We start from the raw sequence: 22,841 nt of genomic DNA, 5'->3' as shown, positions 1-22,841 counted from the left end.
TGTGCCATTGCAATAGCAACACCAGCAGATTCACGAGCAAGTAATGGCGAGGACTGAGGCACTGTTGGAGATGAGCTTGGTAGAATGGAGGCAGCATTTTTTGGGATAGGCTTATGGTCAAGTATCAAGCCTATCTTTTTTGTGCTTAGCGACTCTATCCCTTGCTACACATCTGCTTCAAGCTTCCTGTTACCCCCTGAGCAGCTTGCTGCAATAACTTGGGTTGATTGCCTTTGACCCCGACAAGGTAATCATTGCCCTGCTCGACTATTAACTGCACGGTTTTTTTTGAGCGTGCAAGGCATCCAGCGTGAACACCACATTCTCCAGACCCATTGTCTCCAGCAAGGTTTGCACGACTTTAATTTCGCTATCGCGCTTGTTCTCACACTGTTTGAGGGCTACTACGATTAAGAAGTTGATGACTATACACTGACACTACACTTACGAAGTTTTGATAGGATTGAGAGTAACCTTTTACTGTTCCCTTGATACTTTTCCCGTCAATTGCCAGCCATTCCCCTGCTTGTGGCTCAAACTCTCCAACTGCCCACTGGTTAAATTTCTCTGTCAAGTTTTCAAAGTCCAACTGCTGGAAAATTCTTCTAAATGTTGTGTCGGAAGGCCAGCGTTTCACCGTGACTCCTAATTGTTCGCACAACGCTGCATAATGCCTCACACAAAACTCTTCCAAGGCGCAGTATCCGTAACAACCACTCACTGTGCCTAAAATCGCTAGCAACAATATTATCCATAAGGGGTAACGTCTTCCTCGCAAGGCCCAAAAATCCTCGACCGATTGCAGCGATTCAATTAAAGAGGTACTCATACAACACCCATTGCTTCACCTCCTCTCCACTCTATAATTTCTCCCTCCACAGTAAATTAGCCCTACCCTTTTTTTGGGGGTCACCTGCACGCTTCGAGGTACCCCAGCATATTTCTCGTTGACATAGGTTTGCAGCCATTGTTCCGAAACCTGGGCTGCACGAGCAATTCCGGCAAGCGAAATCCGTTCCAACAGCAATCGGTCAATGAATTCCCATGTGGCTTGGTCAATCACTTTTTTGGTCGGATGCTCGACGAACTGTCGTCCACAGCTATGGCATTTGAACCGTTGTTTACCGTTGTGGATGCGACCATTTTTGACCGTTTGAGTAGATGCACTTCAGGGGACAGACGGGCATAAGCGAAAAACATCAGCAAGCAACTCTTCTTCTCCATCATTACATTTTGAGCACTACCCAGAGCAGATGTTTGCCGAAAGCAAAAAATTTTGAAGATTGCTGTAAAGAAAAGAAACGCGATCGCCTCAAAAACTCAGGGAAGTGATTTTTATCGCAGCAGCTTGAGGAAACCTTAATAAAACGGGTTTATTCGTGCCATCATTTCAGCCTTTCCTTAACATGGATAAATTAGAGGAACGGCTACTCTCTCGTAAAACTAAAATTTAGGCATCAAGCCAAAGCTACCCTGTCTCCAAAAAAACCAAACATTGAGCAAAGTGCAATCAATCACGGGAAATCACCGATTCCTTCCTATAGCAACCCGATTTGATTGGTCAGATATTTTTTAACGAACCGTCAAGGACGCGCCAGTCCTTAGGCGATGCAAAGCATTAGAAAGCGAAAGCATAACAGCTCAAAATCCTTTAAAATTACTCTACCCTAATTACTAACAATATAAAGCATTTGGTAGTCATGAATAGTAATGGTAGGCTGGTACTCAAGAGACATCAACCATTACAAACGGCGCAATGAACTGTCCCAAGTGCCAATTAGCTCAAATCATCAAATACGGACGTACCCATTACGGCAAACCGCGATTCCGTTGCCAGGAGTGTGGGCGACAGTTCGTCGAGAATGCAACCCGACAACCGATTGATGAGGCAACTCGTCAATTGATTGATAAGTTGTTGCTCGAACGCCTTGCACTTGCCGCAATTGCACGGGTAACGGGTGTTTCTGAGCGTTGGCTGCAAATGTACGTCAATCAGAAGTTTTATCAAACTCCAAAAACTGTCGAAGTCACCCAAAAAAACCGGGTCGGCTGATAATTCAGTTGGACGAGATGTGGTCGTTTGTTGGCGCTAAAACGAATAAACAATGGATCTGGCTGGCCATTGATGCTGGTAGCCGTGAGATTGTTGGCGTATTCGTTGGAGATCGTTCTCGGCAAGGCGCAAAGGGGCTTTGGCAATCCTTACCAGCTGTTTACCGCCAGTGCGCGATTTGCTACACCGATTTTTGGGAGGCGTATGAGCAGGTACTACGCCCGAAAGCGGCATCGCGCAGTCGGCAAAGAAACGGGAAAAACTAGCTATATCGAACGGTTCAACAACACCTTACGGCAACGAGTGGGGCGCTTAGTTCGTAAAACCTTATCTTTCTCCAAGAAGTTGAGTAATCACATTGGTGCGATTTGGTATTTTGTGCATCATTACAACGCCTCCCTTCGCTCTTAACCATTACTATTCACCACTACCAAGCATTTATTTTAGCTATTGATACCTTCTTAGCTTATTTTTACAACTGAATTTTGCCTGCAATTGACCAACCGCTCTACCTTTAGATTGGTAGTATAATTTCTATAAATCAATGGCACTCGTTAACCCAAAATTTATTCTCAAAATGTAGAATTGCCTAATATTCTTAACTCCTATTGTCTTTAGGTTCCTTAGAATTTAGGTGCTAAGCCCAGTGGCATCTGGAACGCAGAGTCACAATCAAGCCAATAGAGGCAAAGTTTATTAGTGAGAGTTGGCGCAAATAAATGGTTCATTGCCATCATTTTCTTTTGCTCAAGAATAAATTCGTTGTAATCAGCTAGGTTATCGAGTCCCAAGAGGTTCAGGATGATCTCAGTAACTAGCCAAACTGTTGTTTTAACGAATACTCTTTTCCACTGCGCCTTCATTGGTTTATACCTTCCGGGAAGATCGAGGTTTGTACCCTGGTTGCGGTCTCAATAAGATTGGGTTCTAGATGAACCGCTATAGACTTGTCAGATACAGGTGCAGTAGTTTTGCAAAGCTTTACAAACGTTTACAATGATTCTGCTAATCGGCAGGTACAGCAATATATTTGGGCACTTTACCTGGGCAATCCCGCCCTCTTTAGGGTCATTTGATGTCCCTTTCATATTGTTCAGCTAGGGGTAGTCATTGCCTCAGCAGAAAAAAAAGCCCCTCAGAGACATGAATCTCTGGGGGGAGCTGAAGTTATCGAGTCAAGTTATCCCGATGTGTCAACCTAAACGCTGACAAAGTCAGCAGAAGCGTAAACATTGGTCGTATCCTGAACCACCGCAATCAAGTCATTGCCCTTATAGATTGCCGTATCCAGCGCCGTGGTGCCTCCGAAGTCATAGCTCTTACTCAGGGTGTAGTCAGTGTAGCTGCCCTTGACCTGAATCTTGTCGCCCTCATTCCACTTGAAGTCAGTGATGGTTGCGTAGCCACCACCCAGGTAAGAGACGCCACCGTAAGCGGTACCTAGCACGAAGGTGTCACCCTCGCTGCCACCACTCAAGGTATCGTATTCACCAACCGTGCCGCCATAGCCATTCAGGGAATCCTTACCGGCTTCGCCATAGAGTTTGTCACTGCCAGTGCCGCCATACAGGCTGTCGTTGCCATAGTAGCCCAGCATCGTGTCGTTGCCCGCACCACCGGATAGGTAGTCATCCCCATACCAGCCATCCATGTGGTCGTTGCCTACTTCACCATAGAGGCTGTCGTTGCCGTAGCCGCCATTGATGTAGTCATCGCCGTCATAGCCGAGGATAGTGTCATTACCATCTTCACCATAGAGGCTGTCGTTGCCAGTCCAACCATCTACGTAGTCATTGCCTGCGCCAGCTTTCACAATATCGTCACCGGCTCCAGCATAGATAGAATCGTCGTAGGCAGTGCCGATGATCTGACCGTGATAGTTGAAAGGATAGCCGGGGCCGTTGTAGGTGTTGTTGTCGTTGTAAGCGGTGCCGTTAATAATCGCCATAATCTTTGCTCTTTAGGATTGCTTAGGATTGGTGTTGGTCGGGGTGTTGGAATCAATCAATCGCTTGAATCGGTTGATTGGTGGTCAGTGATGTCCAAAAGGTTTGTATTCTCAGGAAATGTTATTGTTCGCCGTTGCACTTCTAGAGAGCTTTTGAATCTCGCTGGTTGCTCTATCGACTGGAGGCGGTTGATGCTGCTGGGAAAACCAGAATTTACTTTGTTTTTTCCCTGGTGCATTTTGTTGACCTCTATGCACTTGTCAGCCTGAGTAGCGCTAGTTATGCAAGTTGTTACAAACGTTTACATGAAATTGTGCAACCATACAGTTCAAGTAAGGGTAGCGATCGCGTAAACAGAAAAGAAAAAAGCCCCCCAGAGATTCATGTCTCTGAGGGGAGGTGAAGTTATCGAGTCAAGTTATCCCGATGTGTCAACCTAGACGCTGACAAAGTCAGCAGAAGCGTAAACATTGGTCGTATCCTGAACCACCGCAATCAAGTCATTGCCCTTATAGATTGCTGTATCCAGCGCCGTGGTGCCTCCGAAGTCATAGCTCTTACTCAGGGTGTAGTCAGTGTAGCTGCCCTTGACCTGAATCTTGTCGCCCTCATTCCACTTGAAGTCAGTGATGGTTGCGTAGCCAGTACCTAGGTAGGAGACACTACTAGCGGTACCCAGAACGAAGGTGTCACCTTCGCTGCCACCACTCAAGGTATCGTATTCACCAACCGTGCCGCCATAACCATTCAGGTAGTCCTTACCGGCTTCGCCATAGAGTTTGTCACTGCCAGTGCCACCATACAGGCTGTCGTTGCCATAGTAGCCCAGCATCGTGTCGTTGCCTGCACCACCGGATAGGTAGTCATCCCCATACCAGCCATCCATGTGGTCGTTGCCTACTTCGCCATACAGAGAGTCGTTGCCGTAGCCGCCATTGATGTAGTCATCGCCGTAGTAGCCGAGGATGGTGTCATTGCCATCTTGACCATAGAGGTTGTCGTTGCCATACCAGCCATCAATGTAGTCATTGCCACTTCCGCCATAAACTGTATCGTTCCCGTCTTTGGCGTAAATGGAATCATTGTAAGCGGTGCCGTTGAGTGTGTCGTTGTAAATGGTGCCGTTGATAATCGCCATAATCTTTGCTCTTTAGTAAGGATGAGAATTGGTGTTGTTTGGTGTGTTGGAATCAATCAATCGCTTGAATCGGTTGATTGGTGGTGGCGGATGTCCGAAAGGTTTGTATGTTCAAGAAGTGTTATTGTTCGCCGTTGCACTTCTAGAGAGCTTTCGGACATCGCTCGTTGCTCTGTTGACTGGAGGCTGGTGATGATGCGTGGGAAACCAGAAGTTGGGTTGTTAATCTCCCCGTTGCATTTCGTTGACCTCTATGCACTTGTCAGCCTGAGTAGAGCCAATTATGCAGGTCGTTACAAACGTTTACATAAAATTGGCAAATATGGGTGGTTGTGCCTCAGCTCAGTGGGGAGAGAGGAAATGAAAACCCTTCCTACATAGGCTTTTCAGCTTTGGCACTGTAGATAAATGTTGTTCAAAGCGGCGTTAACAATTGCTTTTGACGTTGAAACATATCTTGGATCGCTCAAATGAGTGTCACTGAATCGTGCGACAGTTGGGCTATTTACTTTCAACCAGAGCGATCGCTATCCTTGAAGAACGCATAATTACGCGCCTAGTTCTTCCTTGCCACCTGCCGGAATCCTGATTCATCAGCTATCGAGAATCCGTAATCTCTAACTGTATGGAGTAGACATCAAGGGGAAAGTTATCTTAAATAGATACGCTTCCAGACAAAATTGGCGCTGTATCAACCGAAGGGGCGATCGCAAATTATGGATGGACTAGAGTCAAAGCTTCGCTATCTGGTGAAAGAAGCCTGTATGCACCCGCATGGAAGTGCCCAGCGCCAGAAAAACTTAACTAGGGTGATCCGCTTAATCGCACACAAGCTTTGGAAAGAATATACGCCTTACTATGAAGATGCACTGCAACAGACCTGGGTGTATTTCTGTCAAAACATCTGTGAAGGGAATACCGGCGAAGCTTATGACCCGAATCGCAGCAGTGTCATCACCTGGCTGAATACCTACCTGAAACGGCGGCTTCAAGATTTCTATATTGACGGTAAAAAACAAGAATCGAGAACCGTTACGGGTCAAGCCAAAAGGTCAAAGTCGGGCGATATCGGTGAAACGACTGACCCGGTGGATAGTCTGGAAGCCACTCCGGATGTTCCCCCCTTGTTGGACGACATCATAAAGTGGGTGGAAGCCGATTCTCAAGGTGAGTTGCGCCGCACGCACATTGCCGGTCGTCCCGAAGTGAATGCTCAAGCGTTAATCTTGCGACGCTTACCCCCAGAAGCTGGTTGGAAAGAGCTTTCAGCGGAATTTAACCTCCCCATTTCCACATTGAGCAGTTTTTATCAGCGCCAATGTATCCCTCGCTTGCGTAAATTTGGTGAATCGGAGGGATATCTATAAATAAAGATAAATAAAGAACGGAGCCTCCCAACAATGACTTTTAACCCCCACGAACTAGAAGATTTTGCCCTACCGTTACCGATTACCCAAGCCGCACGCACAATAGCACAGCAGTTTGCCACTCAGCAGCCGACGCCGCACAAAGCTGAGCAAGTTCTCTTGAATACCTTATCTGTCTGTGTGGTCAATGATTACTTGCAGATGATGGGGATTCCCACCAATCTTGCAGCCAGTGATAGCTGGAATCCCATCGTGCGCTTATGTTCTGATGTAGCTGACCTAGAAGTGCGGGGACTTGGTCGCTTAGAATGTCGTCCGTTGAGAAGCACCGAACAAATCTGCCACATTCCCCCCGAAGTTTGGTCAGATCGAATTGGCTATGTGATGGTTCAAATCGATGAATCGATGCGACAGGCAAGTGTGTTGGGATTTACCCCCAGCGTTACTACCTCAGAGTTGTCGATCGGTCAATTGCGATCGCCTGAAGATTTACTCGATCGCTTGCAGGAATTAATGCATCCGATTACAGCGGCTGCATCGTCTCTCGCCCCTGCCTTCCGCAGAACCCAAGCCAACTTGAGCCAGTGGTTCAACAATGTTTTTGAAGCCGGTTGGCAAACCGTTGAAACCTTGCTAACTCCGCCTGAATCAAATCTAGCTTTTAGTTTTAGAGGCGATGTACTTGCTCCCAGTTTGGAACAGCCAGAAGCTGCCGTTCGCAAAGCAAAATTGATAGACTTAGGGGTAGAGATTGCCGACCTTTCTGTCGCTTTAGTTGTTGAAATCAATCCAGAATCTGAGGAGAAAACGAATATTCTTCTTCAGGTGCATCCTAGGGGTAATCAAGCTTATCTACCCCCTTCTCTCCAATTGATTGTCCTTGATGAATCTGGCTCTAATTTTCTAGAAGCTGAGTCAAGAGATGCAGATGATTACATTCAATTAGAGTTTAGTGGCAATTCTGGAGAACAGTTTAGCGTTAGAGTCGCTTTGGGGAATGCCAGCATTCAAGAAGACTTTGTTATTTAGCGATTATTTGTAAACTTGAGACACCTCTTGTAATCCAAGAGCAATTTTTCCATTTATCTGGAAACAACCCTTACATTTAATTGCTGAAAACTAATCGTCCTACCGTCAAAATGGTTAAATTAGTTGTTATAAAACTATGGAGTGGTTCTTTTGAAGAAGGTTTCCCAGTCTCATTACAAATTGGGAACGATGGTGAACGCCCTTCGATAGAAAGCGTTGGAATGTTACCTCCCGCTCCAGAAATTCCCCAACACTACACCATCTGGACAACCGCTTATCGTCGTTTGGGAGTGCCCTACAGACTAGAAGCAAAAATTAGTCAACCGACTAATGTTGCCAAGATTGATGACTGTAGTTTGGCAGCCAATGTATTGCGCGATCGCTTAAATGTCTGGCTAAATTCAGAGCCGTTTCGGGCAATTCGAGAAAAACTCTTAGAACAATTAGTTCCTGCCGATGAAATTCGGTTCATTATCCAAACCGAAGACGTTCAGCTACGGAAATTACCTTGGCATCTTTGGGAATTATGCGATCGCTACCCAAAAGCCGAAATTGCCTTAAGTGCCCCAGTCTACGAACGTGTAGAACAACTCTCATCGCCCATCGAGAAGGTGAGAATTTTAGCAATTTTGGGGAATAGTACGGGAATTAATACCCAAGCCGATCGGATTTTATTAGAGCAATTACCCAACGCAGAAGTCAGATTTCTGGTAGAACCACAACGGGAAGAATTAACCGAACAGCTTTGGAAACAAGGCTGGGATATTTTATTTTTTGCGGGTCATAGTTCCAGCCAGAAAAATGGCGGGACGGGACAAATTTATATTAATCAAACAGAAAGCTTATCAATAGAAGAATTAAAATATGGCCTAAAAAAAGCGGTTGAACGCGGGTTGAAAATCGCGATTTTTAACTCTTGCGATGGGTTAGGTTTGGCAAAAGATTTAGCTTCTTTACATATTCCGCAAATTATTGTGATGCGGGAACCCGTACCGGATAAGGTTGCACAAGAATTTTTGAAGTCTTTTCTCGAAGCCTTTGCTCGTGGTGAGTCGTTTTATTTAGCAGTACGGGAAGCACGGGAAAGATTGCAAGGACTAGAAGCTAAATTTCCTTGCGCGACGTGGTTGCCAATCGTTTGCCAAAATCCGGCTGTGTTGCCACCGACTTGGCAAGGAATCGTTGGGAAGAGGAAAGAAGAATTCCCGATTCTCGATTCCCCTGTGCCATCCCCCTCCCGAACCTCCCAGACTCAACCTCAAACCTGGCGGGGACGACTGCGGGTAGCGTTGCTTGCCAGCGTAGCGATCGCATCATTGATTGCGGGGGTGCGGCATCAGGGAATGCTGCAATCAATAGAACTAAAAGCTTTTGACCAAATACTGACCAGGCGACCCGATGAAAAGCCAGATCCGCGCCTTTTGGTGATTACCATTACTGAAGCAGATGTTCAAGCTCAGAATCCAGAACAGAGGCGTGGGTCGTTGTCAGATCCGGCACTCAATCAACTGTTGCAGAAACTAGAGCAGTATAAACCGCGAGCGATTGGCTTAGATATTTATCGAGATTTTCCAGCATTACCCAGTCAGAAAGATTTAGCCAATCGGTTACGCCAAAGCGATCGCTTAATTGGTATTTGCAAAGTCAGCGATCCTCAGGCGGAGGAACCGGGGATTCCACCACCACCGGAAATCCCGACAGAACGCTTAGGGTTTAGTGATTTCATGGTCGATTCGGATGGAGTGGTTCGTCGCCATCTGTTATCGCTGAAACCAGACCCCGCCTCTCCCTGTACGGCTTACTATGCCTTCAGCGCCCAATTGGCATTCCGTTATTTAGCGGCAGAAGGCATTGTACCGACGATTAATTCAGAGGGGTTCTTGCAACTGGGTAAGGTGGTTTTTAAGCCTTTGGAGAGTTTTACAGGTGGCTACCAAGGAACCGATGCCTGGGGTCATCAAGTATTGCTGAATTATCGCTCCCACCGCTCCCCGGAAAATATTGCGGATCGAGTGACCCTCAGAGAAGTTCTCAACGGTCAGATCGATCCCAATTCCATCAAGGATCGGATTGTTTTGATCGGCACGAGCGCTAACAGTTTTCATGACTATTGGCTCACACCCTACAGTCAAGGTCAGTGGACTGAAAAGCAAATGCCGGGAGTATTTGTGCAAGCGCAAATGGTAAGTCAAATGATTAGTGCAGTGAAAGATGGGCGATCGCTATTATGGGTGTGGCCTCAGTGGGGCGAAGTTTTTTGGATTTGGGGCTGGTCTTTACTGGGAGGGTTGTTCGTCTGCTATCTGAAGTCCCCGGTCCACTTAGGGATAGCGATCGCCGCCGCACAAATCTTGTTGTATGGTTTATGCTTGGCACTGTTAATCCAAAGCGGTTGTTGGGTGCCTTTGGTTCCACCAGCGCTAGCCTTGGTAGCGAGCAGCACCAGCGTAGCCGTGTATGCAACCTTTCGAGCTAGACGATAGTCACTCACCTTAAAATTCCTTCGACTAGCTATATGAAGTTCCCTTTTAAACAGATAATCCTTGCCAGAGCGATCGCGCAGCGTGCCAAACCTTATATCTTGCACCTGAAAAACCTAAGCCCCCATGAGCCTTTCCTACCAGGGAACGGGGAGCCGAACTCCCCTCGCCTTGCAGGAGAGGGGTTGGGGGAGAGGTCTCCTAATACAAGCGGTGCCAAATGGCATACCCTCTTCCTGGTTGCTTTTATCGGCAGTTTGACACAAATCCCTGTAAAACCTGCTTTCGCAGAAGTCTTAACCGTACAGTCCAACGCGCCACCACCACCAGCAGACCGTAGCGCCCCCACTGGACGACGGCAAGGAGGCGCTAGCCGTAGCCCCGGCACCCTTCTGTTCAAGGCACCCCCACCACCAGCAGACCGCAGCGCCCCCGCTGGACGACAGCGAGGAGGGGCTAGCCGTGGTACGTGTCCAGCCGCGATCGGCGAGGAGCCTCTGACTGCCTTGGTGCCTGCGACTCAGACAAGTTTGAATGAAGGAGAATCTGGGAACTCACCCTTAAAAACCTTTGAGTCCGTATGGGCATTAACGGCTTCTGAGGCTCCTACCTTTTGGTATTACATTCCTTATGCGCTCACACCCGACCTGCCTGTGGAATTCATCCTACAGGATGACCAAGGTAACAATGTCTATCAAACCAAGTTCATCGCATCCCAAAAGCAGCCTGGTGTAGTCAAAGTGCGTCTTCCGGCTACAGTAGCGCCGCTAAAAGTTGGCAAGATGTACCGTTGGTTTTTCATGATTGATTGCGATCCGGATGCTCCACCCTTGGTTGAAGGGTCAGTTCAGCGGATTGCACCTTCTGCCACTTTGATGAGTCAGTTACAGAAAGCAACCCCACGGGAACGTGTGGTTCTTTATGCCAAACAAGGAATCTGGCATGATGCCCTGACAGCGCTTGCTGAACTCCGGAGTGCGAATCCCAACGATGCTGCTCTCACGAATGATTGGGTAAGTTTATTAAACTCTGGTGGCTTGGAAGCGATCGCTCAAGAACCTGTAATTGAGTGCTGCACCGCTCAACAACAGTAAACAAACAACACATCGAAGCTATAGCCGTTCTCAATGATTCGTGAAGGCGAGATACCCGACTTCTTCAAGAAGTCGGGTATCTAGACCACTGGCATAGAATTTCTATCAATAGATGCTGTTAGGTTAAGCCCTACTTAGATGAATAAATTTCACTTTTGCCCAAAGAAATTACTAAAGAATCCGGAAGCTAAAAATTTAGTTTGTAGATAAGTTTGTCCTTAAAAAAGTGGAAAGCTTCAGTGTTGTATATTTCAACACTGAAATCATAGCAAACTCACTAATTTTTTCAACGGGTAATTAATATGTCACTTATCAACGGCACTCCGGGAAGCGATCCTAATTTGAAGGGAGGCACAGACAATGACACCATCTATGGTTTTGCAGGAAACGATAACCTCTATGGCGGCAACGGCATTGATACCCTCATCGGTGGAGGAGATAATGACACCTTAGTTGGAGGTGCTGGCTTTGACACTCTCACGGGCGGTTCTGGCGCTGATATCTTTGTATTTAAAGGCGTTAGTTCACATGGAGCTATCCCAGGATCTGGTTACTACGTTCAGAGTGCGGATGGGTTTGACATTATTACAGACTTCAATCCAGCTCAGGATGCTATCAAAGAATATGTTCCTGGTATTCCTGAAGTTCCTGCCAATTTTAAACACGTTACAGGCGCACCCATCATGCCTTTACCTGAGGTTCTTGGCGCTCTGAAAAATAGCGGCTTAGTCAGCAAATTCGCAACGCTTGATACTGGTGATTTTTTGAGCGATCGCATAAGTTTCGTCAATCTATTTGAGTCAGGATTGAACCCGATTTTTACACAGCCGTTGCTATTTTGAATCTCTGACATTTGAGCGCTAAGCGTGATCTAGAGAAAACGCTTGTCTGCCACGGTTATAATGCTCAGATAGATAAATGCACCAGATAAGATTGAATTGTCTCAGTTAAGTGTCACTTAATTGAGTGACACTCAACTGAGCTGCCACAAATATGTGGTGCTAAAAAAAGCGACTGGCAACAAGCTCTGAAAAAAGTTAAATTTATAAAGTAAAGGTTTGAAAGCTGCCGATATAGAGATTAGTCTCAATCAGTTCTATATCATTAGCCCAATCCCAATGGTAAATTGGCACTCAAGGCACTAAAAATACTCTTGTTAGAGAGGTTTTAAGGAATTCAAAAACTAATTCTTCTTTTGGGTGCGACCCACATAAATAGAGTTTATAGCTGAGCAAATTATTACAAAAACGGGCGTTTATCCTTGTATTTTTCAACACAACCTAGCAACAAAAACATTAGTAAAGAGGAATCGACATGGCAGTTATCAATGGTACTCCTGGAAACGATCCAAATTTGAAGGGCGGCACAGAAAATGACACCATTACTGGTTTTGAAGGCAATGATGACCTTTATGGCAGCAATGGTATAGATGATCTCATCGGTGGATCTGGCAATGATACCTTAGTTGGAGGTGCTGGCTTTGACACTCTCACGGGCGGTGCTGGCAAGGATGTTTTCAAATTTACCAACGTGATTGACTGGAAACCACAGCCAGGAGGTAGCTATCATGTCCAGAGTGCTGATGGTTTTGACATCATTAAAGACTTCAATATGTTTGAGGATACCATCCAAAGTTATGTACCTGCTACTCCTGATGTTCCTGCCCATTTTAAACATATCTTAGGCGCAATCATTATCGAGCGACCTCCGGTTGGATTTAATTTGGAAAATAGCAATCTAGTCAGTCAAACAGCAAAAACTGACTTTAATACTTTGGTAAGCGATCGCGTTAATTTTGCAACTCTATTCGACTCAACTTTAAACCTGAGCGTCCTAGAATAGCTGCTGTTATAAATCTGGGTAAACCAGGGAGTATATAAACCCTCAGTTCTCCTTTTCAAGGTGAGTTAGGGGGGAGAGAAAACTCCCTAGACAGCCTATAAGCTTTGTTGCAGTGAAATACCCAACTAAGTTTTTCACTTACCTGAATGGAGACAAATCCCGTGAACCCTAAACGCTGGCTCCAGCAGACTTTGCAGTTGGGGCTAGGATGCTCGTTGGCTATAGTAGGGGTGCTTTTTAAAGTCAGTCGCGTATGTGCCCAAATCGTACCCGATGAAACCTTAGGAACGGAAAGTTCTGTAGTGGTACCTTTTGCTCCTGGCATTCCGGTTGAATTTATCTTTGGCGGCGCAACACGGGGTTCCAACTTGTTCCACAGTTTTAAACAATTTGACATTGGAGAAATCGGAGCTGCCTATTTTCTCCCGCCTCCAGAGATTAAAAACATACTAAGTCGAGTAACAGGGGGGAGCCGTTCTGAGATTCTGGGGACACTGGGGGTAATTGGCGAGGTCAATCTATTTTTAATTAACCCCAATGGGATTATCTTTGGACCAAAGGCTTATCTAGATATCGGTGGGGGTTCGTTTGTAGCGACAACAGCGAATGCAATTGGATTTGACACTCAGGGTTTTTTCAGTGCTTCTACTCCTAATGCTCCTCCCATTCTGACAGTCAATCCTTCAGCTTTTCTATTTAATCAAATTGCGCCTAAGCCAATTACCATTCAATCTACGTCAGGTTTACAAGTTCCGGATGGTCAGAGTTTATTGTTAGTAGGCGGGAATATAGAGTTGCAAGCAGGGCAATTAAAAGCACCCGGCGGTAGCATCGAGTTGGGAGGAGTGGCAGAAGCAGCAACTGTAGGGCTAGAGATTGATGGTAACAATCTGCATTTGAGTTTTCCAGCAGGAGTGCAACTAGCAGATATCTCCCTAACGGAAAAAGCCATCGTTGATACCAGTGGTGAAGGCAGTGGTGCTATTCAGCTTTCAGGCAAGCGCATTACCCTCACCGATGGCTCAAAAATTGAGGCGAATACTATTTCAAAACCAGGAGGAACGATTACCGTAACCGCCCAGCAGTCCCTAGAAGTGTTAGCAGGAAGCAGCTTGTTAACTCAGACTATCGGAGATGGAGCGGCTGGAGACTTAACAATCGAAACTGGACAGTTGATTGTTCAAGATGGGGCACGGGTAGGAAGTATTACTTTTAGCACGGGTCAGGGTGGAGCGTTGGCGGTATCTGCCTCAAAGTTCGTACAACTGATTGGTACCAAGGCAAATGGTGAAATTAAAAGCGGCTTGTTTACTCAAACTCAAGGTGCTGGAGCCGCTGGAAACTTGACGCTAAAAACGGTTCAGTTGACTGTTAAAGATGGGGCACAAGTTTCTAGTTCTACTCTCGGTGCAGGTCAGGGTGGGGAATTAAGTGTCACTGCACAAGAGTCTATAGAACTGATTGGTACGGGGGTGGATGGAGTTCCTAGCGGTTTGTTTGCTGCGACTCAAGGCGGCTCCGGAGGTGCTGGAGACTTGAAAATTGACACCAAGCAGTTAATTGTCCGGGATGGGGCACAGGTTTCCGCTTCCACCTTGGGTGGGGCGACAGGCAAAGGCGGAACGTTGAATGTCATCGCAGATTCGGTGCAACTGATAGGAACATCCAAAAATAGTGCCTTTAGAAGCGGCTTGTTGGTGGGGACGGCAGGTACCGCTGCGGCTGGAGACTTGACGGTTAAAACGGGACAGTTGACCGTACAAAATGGAGCAGTGGTATCGGCGGGGACTTTAGGTCAGGGTCAGGGAGGTAAATTGACCATCACCGCCCAGAAGTTTGTGCAGTTGGTGGGAACATCGGCAAATGGGCAAGCCAGCAGCTTGCTGACTCAAACATCAGGGGCTGGAACTGCGGGAGACTTAAAAATTACCACGGGGCAGTTAATTGTCCAAGATGGCGCTCAAGTCAATGTCAGCAGCCAAGGGACGGGAAATGCAGGCAATCTAGAAATCGAGGCAGGTTCAATTCTTTTAGACAACCAAGCCGCCTTGACTGCAACAACCAAATCGGGAAATGGCGGCAATATTACCCTACAGGTGCAGGATTTATTGCAGTTGCGCCACGGTAGTAGCATTTCCACCACCGCAGGCAGCGATAAGGCAGGTGGAAACGGCGGCAATATGGACATCAATGCCAAATTTATCGTCGCCGTCCCTGAGGAAAATAGCGATATTACTGCGAATGCCTTTGAGGGTCGGGGAGGGAATATCAATATCACCACCTCTGGCATCTTTGGCACCCAGTTTCGTCCTCGCCTGACGCCAGAAAGTGACATCACCGCGAGTTCGGAATTTGGTGTAAATGGCGCAGTCAATATCAACACTTTGGATGTCGATCCCAGTCGCGGGTTAGCGACTTTACCCGCAGAGTTGGTTGATGCGTCTGGATTGGTGGCACAAACTTGTCCGACTGGTGGGGGGCTTGCACAAAGTGAATTAATCTTGACTGGGCGCGGTGGATTGCCGGACAATCCCAGCGAAACCCGAAGCAGCAGCGCCGTTTGGACAGATTGGCGAATTTCTCAAACCAGCCGTCCAAATCGGATCTCGCACGCTGCAAAAGCTTTCCCTCGCTCAACTGCGGTTGCCAAATCTCAGACTCATTCCCCGGCGATGCCTTTGGTGGAAGCGACTGGATGGGGGAGAAATCATCAAGGTGAAGTCGTGCTGATGGCTGCTGTTTCTTCTTCCCCAAAGAGTTTAACGTTAGCGTCCCAGTGTCCTCGCTAATTGCGATCGCGTCTTGATGATTCAGTGTCAGCAAGTTAGTTCAACTTTTATGGAAAAAGGTTAAACGTGAGCATCTAAATGGGTAGGCTGTGTTAGGCTATTGCGTGAATATACGGAAACCTTACCGTCAAGGTAATGCTAGCCAAGCGTGTTAATTCGCAGAGTGCTTCGATCGCTGCATTGCCACCCTTGTTGGATAAGAAGCGCGATCGCGCTGGGTACGATCGCCGCTGGGAGCGATCGCGCGATCGCCCAAAATATCACCCTTGATGGCAGCCTCGGCTCCGCAAAAACCTTAACGGGTCCCAATTACGTTATTCCTCAATCAGCGGGTCAAACCGTCGGCAGTAATCTGTTCCACAGCTTTGGAAAATTTAGCCTCAACGCAGGCGAGGTAGCGGGTTTTAGCAGCGCCGCCAATATCCAGAATATTCTGTCCCGTGTTACAGGGGGTTCTCCCTCCTTGATTAACGGCTCAATTTTTACCGATCAGCCGGTCAACTTCTTCTTGATCAATCCCAGTGGCATTCACTTCGGGCCAAAGGCTCAACTCAATGTCGGCAGCACCACCAGAGGCTCTTTTGTTGCCACCACGCTGGATGCTTTGGTGTGGGCGGATGGTAGTCAGTTTAGCGCCACCAATCCAGAAGGATCGTTACTGACGATGGTTGGCGATCCTAGCGGGTTTATCTCTTCACAACTGCCTAAACCAATCGTGGGTTCTGCTAGCACCCTGAAAGTCTCGGAAAATCAGACTTTGTTGTTATTAGGCGGTGATGTGAGTTGGAAGGGCGGGCTTTTACAAGCACGGGGTGGTCGAGTCGAGTTGGCAGGAGTCGCAGAACCAGGAACCGTAAAGCTGAATGTAGAAGGCAATCGTTGGCGCTTGAAATTTCTAGATAGCGTCGTCCATGCAGATATATCCCTCACGAATCAAGCAGCGATCGATGTCAGCAGTCAAGGTAGCGGGGCGATCCAGCTTTCCGGCAGACAGGTGACATTTAGCGATGAGTCAAAAGTTTCTGCAAATACGTTGGGGAATCGAAATGGGCAAGGAATCTTTATCCAAGCTGTGCGGCTAACCATTCAAGGGGGTTCTCAGGTCTCTGCAACAACCACCGGCAAGGGGAAAGGAGGGATTATCGACATCAATGTCTCTGATTCGGTAGAACTGATCGGCACCTCAGCGGATGGTCAAAAACCCAGCAAACTCGCCAGTGATGTTAAAGATGCAGGGGGAGATGCGGGAAACGTGACAATTACGACCCGGCAATTGCTAGTTCGGGATGGGGCGCGGATATCAGCGAGTGGTTCCGGGACGGGGCAGGGAGGGAGTATCAACGTTTATGCCACCGATCGGGTGGAACTCAGTGGCACCGCACCAAGCGATCGCCGTCCCAGTGGATTGTCGGTTCAAACTTCTAGAGGCAATGGGAAAGCTGGAAACTTAACGATTACCACTCGGAAATTGACGATCCGAAATGGGGCAGAAGTCTCTGCGGCTACTTTTGGGGCAGGTTTCGGGGGAAATTTGGAGGTGAATGCCTCTGAGTTGGTAGAACTGATTGGGACTTCAGGAAATGGAAAGCTTCGCAGCAGATTGTTCGCTGGAACCGGCAACCCTGCCGATGTCATCCGAGACGGAGATGGTTCCCCCTCCGATAGCAGTAATCTTCCGGCATTTTCGACCGGAGATGGGGGAAGTCTGACGGTTAAAACTCAGTTGTTAACGGTTCGGGATCGGGGACAAATCTCTGTGGGCAGTCAAGGGTTAGGAAAAGCTGGGGAACTCGAAATTGACTCTGGCTCTATCCTGCTAGACAATGGGGCAACCCTCAACGCCCAAACCGCATCCGGTGACGGCGGGAATATTCGATTGCGAGTGCAAGACTTATTATTGCTGCGCCGCAATAGTAACCTTTCCACCACCGCAGGCACTGCAAAAGCGGGTGGAGATGGCGGGAATCTGGACATCAATGCCAAATTCATCGTCGCTGTCCCATCTGAAAATAGCGATATTACCGCCAATGCCTTCCAAGGTCGGGGAGGGAGTATCAACATCACCACTTCTAGTATCTTTGGTAGCCAGTTGCGATCGCGCCCAACCTCCCAAAGTGACATCACGGCGAGTTCGGAATTTGGAGTCGATGGTACCGTACAAATTAATACTTTGGATGTCGATCCCAGTCGCGGGTTAGCGACTTTACCAGCCGAATTGGTCGATGCTTCTGGATTGATAGCACAAACTTGTCCGGCGAGTGGCAGCAACGTCGCGAGTTCTTTCACCGTGACGGGAAGCGGAGGGTTGCCGGACAATCCTAGCGAAACCCGAAGCAGCAGTGCCGTTTGGACAGATTGGCGTCAGGTTGCACCAGCTTCCACTCACTCCAAAAAGGATGTTGCCATACAGTCAAACTTGACAAAAGAGCCGGTAGAAGCACAAGGTTGGGTAAAAAACGATAAAGGCGAAGTCGTTCTCACTGCTGCTGTTCCGTACTACTCCCATCGTTCCGGGCTAACAACCGCTAAGTGCTATGTGCCGTAATTTTTCTGGGGGCGATCGCTTATTGTATCTTCGGCTGGGTTTAGCAATCCTGAGTATCTGCTTGACGGCGCAAGTCGCGCGATCGCTTCCGGAAACGATTGACTCGGCTCAAGTTCCTCAACTCCCTCCGCCACAAGACATCATTCAACCGCCACCTCCCTCCCCTTCCCCGCTTCCGTCCCCAGAAACGCCTGCGCCACTACCGCCGCCAGAAGACTTACTCCAGTCCCCCACCCAGCCTTCCCCAGACGAGGAGACACCGGGGGAGACGGTTCCTGGCAACATTACGGTGGAAAAGTTTGAATTCATCGGCAATAAAGCTTTCAGTTCCGAAAAGCTAGCGGAAATTACCAAGCCGTTTACCAATCGACCAATTTCCTTTGCCGAACTGCTGCAAGCTCGAACTGCTGTCACCGAGTTTTACGTCAACCAAGGGTATATTACGTCAGGTGCCCTGATTCCCGCCAACCAAACAATTCAGAACGGCGTCGTCACCATTCAGGTTGTCGAAGGCGGCTTAGAAGACATTAAAATTAGTGGCACGCGACGGTTAAATTCCAACTACGTGCGATCGCGTTTGGCTGTCGCCACATCAAAGCCTCTCAATCGAGAGCGTCTTCTCGAAGCATTACAACTGCTGCAACTCAATCCGCTGATTGCCAATTTATCCGCGGAACTCTCTGCTGGAACCCGTCCGGGATTCAGTTTGCTGGAGGTTCGGATAACAGAGGCGAAGACCTTTAGCACCCAAATCGGCATCGATAACGGTCGTTCCCCTAGTGTGGGCAGCTTCCGACGTCGCTTGCAAGTGAATGAAGCGAATTTATTCGGTTTGGGAGATGGTTTAAGCCTTGCCTACAGCAATACAGATGGCAGCGATAGCTTCGATACTTCCTACACACTGCCGATTAATCCTTACAATGGCACGTTTAGCGTCAGTTACGGCACCACATCCAGCGATGTGATTGAGCCACCCTTCGACCGTCTCGATATTTATGCCGCCTCGCGCTACTACGAATTGACCCTGCGCCAGCCAATTGTTCAAACCCCCACCCAACAATTCACCGTCGGTTTAACAGCATCTCGGAGGGAGAGCGAAACTTCTTTGCTAGAGATTCCGTTTCCCCTGTCGGCGGGCGCTGATGACGAGGGACGCACGCGGATATCCGCCTTGCGATTTTTTCAGGAATGGACGCAAACCGGGACTCGCCAAGTCATTGCCTTGCGATCGCAATTTAATATCGGACTCGGTGCGTTTGATGCCACCCTCAACGAATCTGGTCCCGATAGCCGCTTTTATTCCTGGCAAGGACAAGCCCAGTGGGTACGCCTCCTCGCCCCAGAAACGTTGCTATTGGTGCGTGGCAACGTGCAACTAGCAGATAGAACGCTAGTCCCTTTAGAACAATTTGGTTTAGGCGGCTTAGAAAGCATTCGGGGTTATCGTCAGGATGCTCTGCTGACGGATAACGGCGTCTTGCTAAGTGCAGAACTTCAGTACCCGGTGCTGCGCGTCCCCCAAGTGCAGGGTGTTCTCCAAATCATTCCGTTCGTCGATTTTGGCACCGCCTGGAACAGTTCGGGCAGAGAAGATCCAGACCCCAATAGACTTTTATCGGTTGGGTTAGGATTGCAGTGGCGGCAATCACCACGCTTCAGCGCCCGCCTGGACTGGGGAATTCCTTTAGTGAATCTCTCTTCGAGGGAAAGAACATGGCAAGAAAACGGTCTGTACTTTTCCGTGCAGTACAATCTTTTCTAAAGTACGGGCTTTTCGGATTAACTTTGACCCTTTTGCTTTCCTGGGGTCAAAAGGTACACTCTCATTCGCTGCTGTTGGCAGGTCAATACGGGCATGGCAGTGCCGTGTCCCTACCTCGTCAGGCATTACCTTCAGGGGAAACCTCTCCCCCAACCCCTCTCCTACCAGGAGAGGGGAGAAGAATTCTTCCCCCTTCCCTCGAAGGGAACGGGGTTAGGGGGATAGGTTTGCCCGATTCGGGAAAAATGGCATTAAACGCTACCGAACTAACCAATGCAACTCAAGTAGAACAGGGACAAGAATTTTATGAAACTGGGCAGTTTGTTGAGGCGGTAAGGATTTGGCAACAAGCGGCAAAAACTTTTCAAACGCAAGGAGATATCCTAAATCAAGCTTCTACGTTGAGCTTCCTGTCCTTAGCTTACCAACAACTCGGACAGTGGACGGAGGCGACGGAAGCGATCGCAAACAGCCTGAAACTATTAGAAGCGAGAAATCCCAACAAAGACCACTTGCCGGTTCTCGCCCAAGCTTTCAACATCCAAGGGCAGCTGCAATTGGCACTCGGACAAGCGGAACAAGCTTTAACGACTTGGGAACAAGCGGCATCTATTTACAGGCAAGCAGGCGACAAGGCGGGAATTACGGGTAGCTTAATTAACCAAAGCTTAGCGCTGCAATCTTTAGGGCGTTATCGTCAAGCGGCGAAGGCGTTAACTCAGGTAGAGGAGACGCTGGCGAATCAACCCAATCCGATGAAAGCGATCGCGCTGAGTTCTTTCGGTAACACCCTCCGCGTCGTTGGCGATTTAGAGAAGTCCCGGCAGGTTTTGCAGCAAAGTTTGGATGTCGCCCAGCAACTCAACTCTCCCCCAGATATCAGTGCAGCGTTCCTGGGTTTAGGAAATACCGCGCGATCGCAACAGGATACGGAAGCGGCTTTAAAGTTTTATCAACAGGCGGAATCAACCGCTCCTTCACCAATGACCCGCAACCAAGCCAAACTCAATCAATTGAGCTTGTTGGTGGAAACGAAGCAATTGAGCGCTGCCAAGGCGTTGGGTTCCCAAATGCAAGCGGAAATTGCGAGTTTCCCCCCCAGTCGAACAGCAGTTTATGCCAAGATTAATTTTGCCCAAAGTTTGACGCGACTCAAACAAGCTGACACTGCAAATACTTCCTCCTGGACAGAAATCGGTCAGGTGTTAGCGAATGCAGTTCAACAAGCCAAAAGTATCCACGATATCAGGGCAGAAGCTTATGCGCTGGGACATCTCGGCGGACTATACGAACAAACTCAGCAATTGCAGAATGCCCAAGACTTGACTCGGCAAGCGTTACTTCTTGCCCAATCAATTAACGCCTCAGATATTTCCTATCGTTGGCAATGGCAATTAGGACGCTTATTGAAAGCGCAGGGAAAAACCAAAGATGCGATCGCTGCTTACACGGAAGCGGTGAATATTCTCCAATCTCTCCGCAGCGATTTAGTCACCATTAATCCTGACGTTCAGTTTTCTTTTCGAGAGGAAGTTGAGCCTATCTATCGGCAACTGGTCGAGTTGCTATTGCAAACAGAGGGAACTTCACAGCCAAGCCAAGACAATCTCAAACTAGCCCGTAACACGATTGAATCGCTGCAACTTGCTGAACTCGATAATTTCTTTCGCACCGCCTGTTTGCAAGGCAAAACAGTCCAAATCGACCAAGTCATCGATAAAGACGATCCGACCGCCGCAGTCATCTATCCGATTATTTTGGCAGACCGATTAGAAGTCATTCTCAAGTTACCTCAACAACCACTACGCCACTACAAAACTGATATCAACCAGAGTGAAATAGAAAGAATTGTCGGAGAATTGCGAAAGCAACTGACCAAACCGTACACGCTGCGAGAAACTCAAGCTTTATCTAAGCAAGTCTATGATTGGTTGATTTTACCTGCATCGCAGGATCTCGCGAGCAACATTAAAACTTTGGTATTTGTCCTAGATGGTTCCTTGCGAAATATCCCGATGGCTGCACTCTACGACGGTCAACAATACCTTGTCCAAAAGTATGGCGTTGCATTAACTCCAGGGTTGCAGTTACTCGGCCCCAAATCTTTAGAACGGGGAAAAATCAAAGCTTTAACTGCCGGAATTACTGAATCTCGCCAAGGGTTTGCTGCGCTCAACAATGTAACCCTGGAATTAAATCAGATTAAATCTGTAGTGCCCACTACGGTACTGCTCAATCGGGAATTTACCAGTACCGCTTTCCAAAAAGAAATGAATGCGGTTTCCTTTCCAGTCGTACATCTTGCCACTCACGGTCAATTCAGTTCTAAAGCTGAGGAGACATTTATTCTAACTTGGGATAATCGGATTAATGTCACTCAGTTGGATAATTTACTCCGAATTAGAGATACGAACCGACCAACTGCGATCGAATTACTCGTCCTCAGTGCTTGCCAAACCGCTACCGGGGACAAACGGGCGGCTTTAGGACTGGCTGGGGTTGCGGTACGCGCTGGGGCGCGGAGTACCCTCGCGTCTCTCTGGTCGCTGGACGATGAGAGTAGCGCCCTTCTGATGAGTCAGTTTTATCAAGAGTTAACCAATACCAAGGAGACGAAAGCGGAAGCACTCCGGTTTGCCCAGCTGTCTCTGTTGCAGAATCCGCGATACCAGCATCCCCGTTACTGGGCACCCTACGTGCTAGTGGGGAATTGGCTATAGTTGCGGGAAGATTTCAAATCTATAGCAATATCTCGTTTGAATGCAGTGGGGAACTATCGGTAATTCACCGAAA

18 protein-coding genes and 1 pseudogene are annotated in these 22,841 nt (G+C 48.0%); 13 read left to right on the top strand and 6 right to left on the bottom strand.

Annotation, left to right across the window (positions count from 1 at the left end):
* Window positions 1-154: 154 nt before the first annotated feature.
* From NC994_RS23945 to NC994_RS23935, 3 genes are all read right to left on the bottom strand, one after another.
* Window positions 155-280 carry a hypothetical protein gene (locus NC994_RS23945; protein ID WP_348225632.1) on the bottom strand — a complete coding sequence of 42 codons (126 nt, stop codon included), beginning with the start codon at window positions 278-280 and terminating at the stop codon, window positions 155-157.
* A gap of 105 nt (window positions 281-385) precedes the next feature.
* Complete coding sequence (locus NC994_RS23940) at window positions 386-829, bottom strand: transposase family protein (protein ID WP_190434989.1); 444 nt, start codon at window positions 827-829, stop codon at window positions 386-388.
* 15 nt (window positions 830-844) lie between these two features.
* The gene (locus tag NC994_RS23935; protein WP_190434986.1) at window positions 845-1,063 is read right to left on the bottom strand and encodes a hypothetical protein; all 219 of its coding nucleotides are present in this window, start codon (window positions 1,061-1,063) and stop codon (window positions 845-847) included.
* A 693-nt stretch (window positions 1,064-1,756) separates the two neighbouring features.
* Between NC994_RS23935 and NC994_RS23930 the strand changes: the two are divergent.
* Window positions 1,757-2,464, top strand: a pseudogene (locus tag NC994_RS23930) (IS1 family transposase).
* A gap of 212 nt (window positions 2,465-2,676) precedes the next feature.
* On the opposite strand, the gene NC994_RS23925 reads toward NC994_RS23930, so the two are convergent.
* The 3 genes from NC994_RS23925 to NC994_RS23915 form a co-directional block, all read right to left on the bottom strand.
* Window positions 2,677-2,916: a hypothetical protein gene (locus tag NC994_RS23925; RefSeq protein WP_190426808.1), complete on the bottom strand. Its 240-nt coding sequence runs from the start codon at window positions 2,914-2,916 to the stop codon at window positions 2,677-2,679.
* 335 nt (window positions 2,917-3,251) lie between these two features.
* The gene (locus NC994_RS23920; protein WP_190434983.1) at window positions 3,252-4,001 is read right to left on the bottom strand and encodes a calcium-binding protein; all 750 of its coding nucleotides are present in this window, start codon (window positions 3,999-4,001) and stop codon (window positions 3,252-3,254) included.
* Window positions 4,002-4,438: 437 nt separating this feature from the next.
* Entirely contained in the window at window positions 4,439-5,140 is a 702-nt protein-coding gene (locus tag NC994_RS23915; protein ID WP_190434981.1) for a calcium-binding protein, read from the bottom strand.
* 31 nt (window positions 5,141-5,171) lie between these two features.
* Between NC994_RS23915 and NC994_RS23910 the strand changes: the two genes are divergently transcribed.
* From NC994_RS23910 to NC994_RS23855, 12 genes are all read left to right on the top strand, one after another.
* Window positions 5,172-5,333, top strand: coding sequence for a hypothetical protein (locus NC994_RS23910; RefSeq protein WP_190411047.1), 162 nt, complete (start codon window positions 5,172-5,174; stop codon window positions 5,331-5,333).
* Window positions 5,333-5,521, top strand: coding sequence for a hypothetical protein (locus tag NC994_RS23905; RefSeq protein ID WP_190434979.1), 189 nt, complete (start codon window positions 5,333-5,335; stop codon window positions 5,519-5,521). The genes NC994_RS23910 and NC994_RS23905 overlap by 1 nt, the downstream gene beginning before the upstream one ends.
* A gap of 335 nt (window positions 5,522-5,856) precedes the next feature.
* Entirely contained in the window at window positions 5,857-6,507 is a 651-nt protein-coding gene (locus NC994_RS23900) for a sigma-70 family RNA polymerase sigma factor (RefSeq protein ID WP_190426806.1), read from the top strand.
* Between the two features lie 33 nt (window positions 6,508-6,540).
* Window positions 6,541-7,536, top strand: a complete 996-nt coding sequence (locus NC994_RS23895; RefSeq protein ID WP_190434976.1) for a DUF1822 family protein — start codon at window positions 6,541-6,543, stop codon at window positions 7,534-7,536.
* 110 nt (window positions 7,537-7,646) lie between these two features.
* A complete protein-coding gene (locus tag NC994_RS23890; RefSeq protein WP_190434973.1) occupies window positions 7,647-10,019 on the top strand; it encodes a CHASE2 domain-containing protein in 2,373 nt (790 codons plus the stop codon).
* A gap of 32 nt (window positions 10,020-10,051) precedes the next feature.
* Window positions 10,052-11,110, top strand: coding sequence for a DUF928 domain-containing protein (locus NC994_RS23885; protein ID WP_190434969.1), 1,059 nt, complete (start codon window positions 10,052-10,054; stop codon window positions 11,108-11,110).
* Window positions 11,111-11,412: 302 nt separating this feature from the next.
* Window positions 11,413-11,952, top strand: a complete 540-nt coding sequence (locus NC994_RS23880) for a hypothetical protein (RefSeq protein WP_190434966.1) — start codon at window positions 11,413-11,415, stop codon at window positions 11,950-11,952.
* A gap of 472 nt (window positions 11,953-12,424) precedes the next feature.
* Complete coding sequence (locus tag NC994_RS23875) at window positions 12,425-12,952, top strand: calcium-binding protein (protein WP_190434962.1); 528 nt, start codon at window positions 12,425-12,427, stop codon at window positions 12,950-12,952.
* A 161-nt stretch (window positions 12,953-13,113) separates the two neighbouring features.
* Window positions 13,114-15,741, top strand: coding sequence for an S-layer family protein (locus NC994_RS23870; protein ID WP_190434959.1), 2,628 nt, complete (start codon window positions 13,114-13,116; stop codon window positions 15,739-15,741).
* Between the two features lie 148 nt (window positions 15,742-15,889).
* Window positions 15,890-18,286 (top strand): filamentous hemagglutinin N-terminal domain-containing protein, encoded by a 2,397-nt coding sequence (locus tag NC994_RS23865; RefSeq protein ID WP_190434957.1) that lies wholly within the window; start codon window positions 15,890-15,892, stop codon window positions 18,284-18,286.
* Window positions 18,276-20,048: a ShlB/FhaC/HecB family hemolysin secretion/activation protein gene (locus NC994_RS23860; protein ID WP_190434955.1), complete on the top strand. Its 1,773-nt coding sequence runs from the start codon at window positions 18,276-18,278 to the stop codon at window positions 20,046-20,048. The genes NC994_RS23865 and NC994_RS23860 overlap by 11 nt, the downstream gene beginning before the upstream one ends.
* Complete coding sequence (locus NC994_RS23855) at window positions 20,000-22,768, top strand: CHAT domain-containing protein (RefSeq protein ID WP_242032524.1); 2,769 nt, start codon at window positions 20,000-20,002, stop codon at window positions 22,766-22,768. The genes NC994_RS23860 and NC994_RS23855 overlap by 49 nt, the downstream gene beginning before the upstream one ends.
* Window positions 22,769-22,841: the final 73 nt, after the last annotated feature.

Origin of the sequence: Trichocoleus sp. AS-A1 (assembly GCF_039962015.1) — a bacterium.
Classification (GTDB): domain Bacteria; phylum Cyanobacteriota; class Cyanobacteriia; order Cyanobacteriales; family FACHB-T130; genus FACHB-T130.
This window is presented reverse-complemented; position numbering and strand designations above follow the sequence as displayed.

Bases quoted from the DNA above. Each gene is read 5' to 3' on its own strand.
- NC994_RS23940 (WP_190434989.1), bottom strand. From the start codon at position 829: ATGAGTACCTCTTTAATTGAATCGCTGCAATCGGTCGAGGATTTTTGG.
- NC994_RS23925 (WP_190426808.1), bottom strand. From the start codon at position 2,916: ATGAAGGCGCAGTGGAAAAGAGTATTCGTTAAAACAACAGTTTGGCTA.
- NC994_RS23920 (WP_190434983.1), bottom strand. From the start codon at position 4,001: ATGGCGATTATTAACGGCACCGCTTACAACGACAACAACACCTACAAC.
- NC994_RS23915 (WP_190434981.1), bottom strand. From the start codon at position 5,140: ATGGCGATTATCAACGGCACCATTTACAACGACACACTCAACGGCACC.
- NC994_RS23905 (WP_190434979.1), top strand. From the start codon at position 5,333: ATGATGCGTGGGAAACCAGAAGTTGGGTTGTTAATCTCCCCGTTGCAT.
- NC994_RS23900 (WP_190426806.1), top strand. From the start codon at position 5,857: ATGGATGGACTAGAGTCAAAGCTTCGCTATCTGGTGAAAGAAGCCTGT.
- NC994_RS23895 (WP_190434976.1), top strand. From the start codon at position 6,541: ATGACTTTTAACCCCCACGAACTAGAAGATTTTGCCCTACCGTTACCG.
- NC994_RS23890 (WP_190434973.1), top strand. From the start codon at position 7,647: ATGGTTAAATTAGTTGTTATAAAACTATGGAGTGGTTCTTTTGAAGAA.
- NC994_RS23885 (WP_190434969.1), top strand. From the start codon at position 10,052: ATGAAGTTCCCTTTTAAACAGATAATCCTTGCCAGAGCGATCGCGCAG.
- NC994_RS23880 (WP_190434966.1), top strand. From the start codon at position 11,413: ATGTCACTTATCAACGGCACTCCGGGAAGCGATCCTAATTTGAAGGGA.
- NC994_RS23875 (WP_190434962.1), top strand. From the start codon at position 12,425: ATGGCAGTTATCAATGGTACTCCTGGAAACGATCCAAATTTGAAGGGC.
- NC994_RS23860 (WP_190434955.1), top strand. From the start codon at position 18,276: ATGTGCCGTAATTTTTCTGGGGGCGATCGCTTATTGTATCTTCGGCTG.
- NC994_RS23855 (WP_242032524.1), top strand. From the start codon at position 20,000: ATGGCAAGAAAACGGTCTGTACTTTTCCGTGCAGTACAATCTTTTCTA.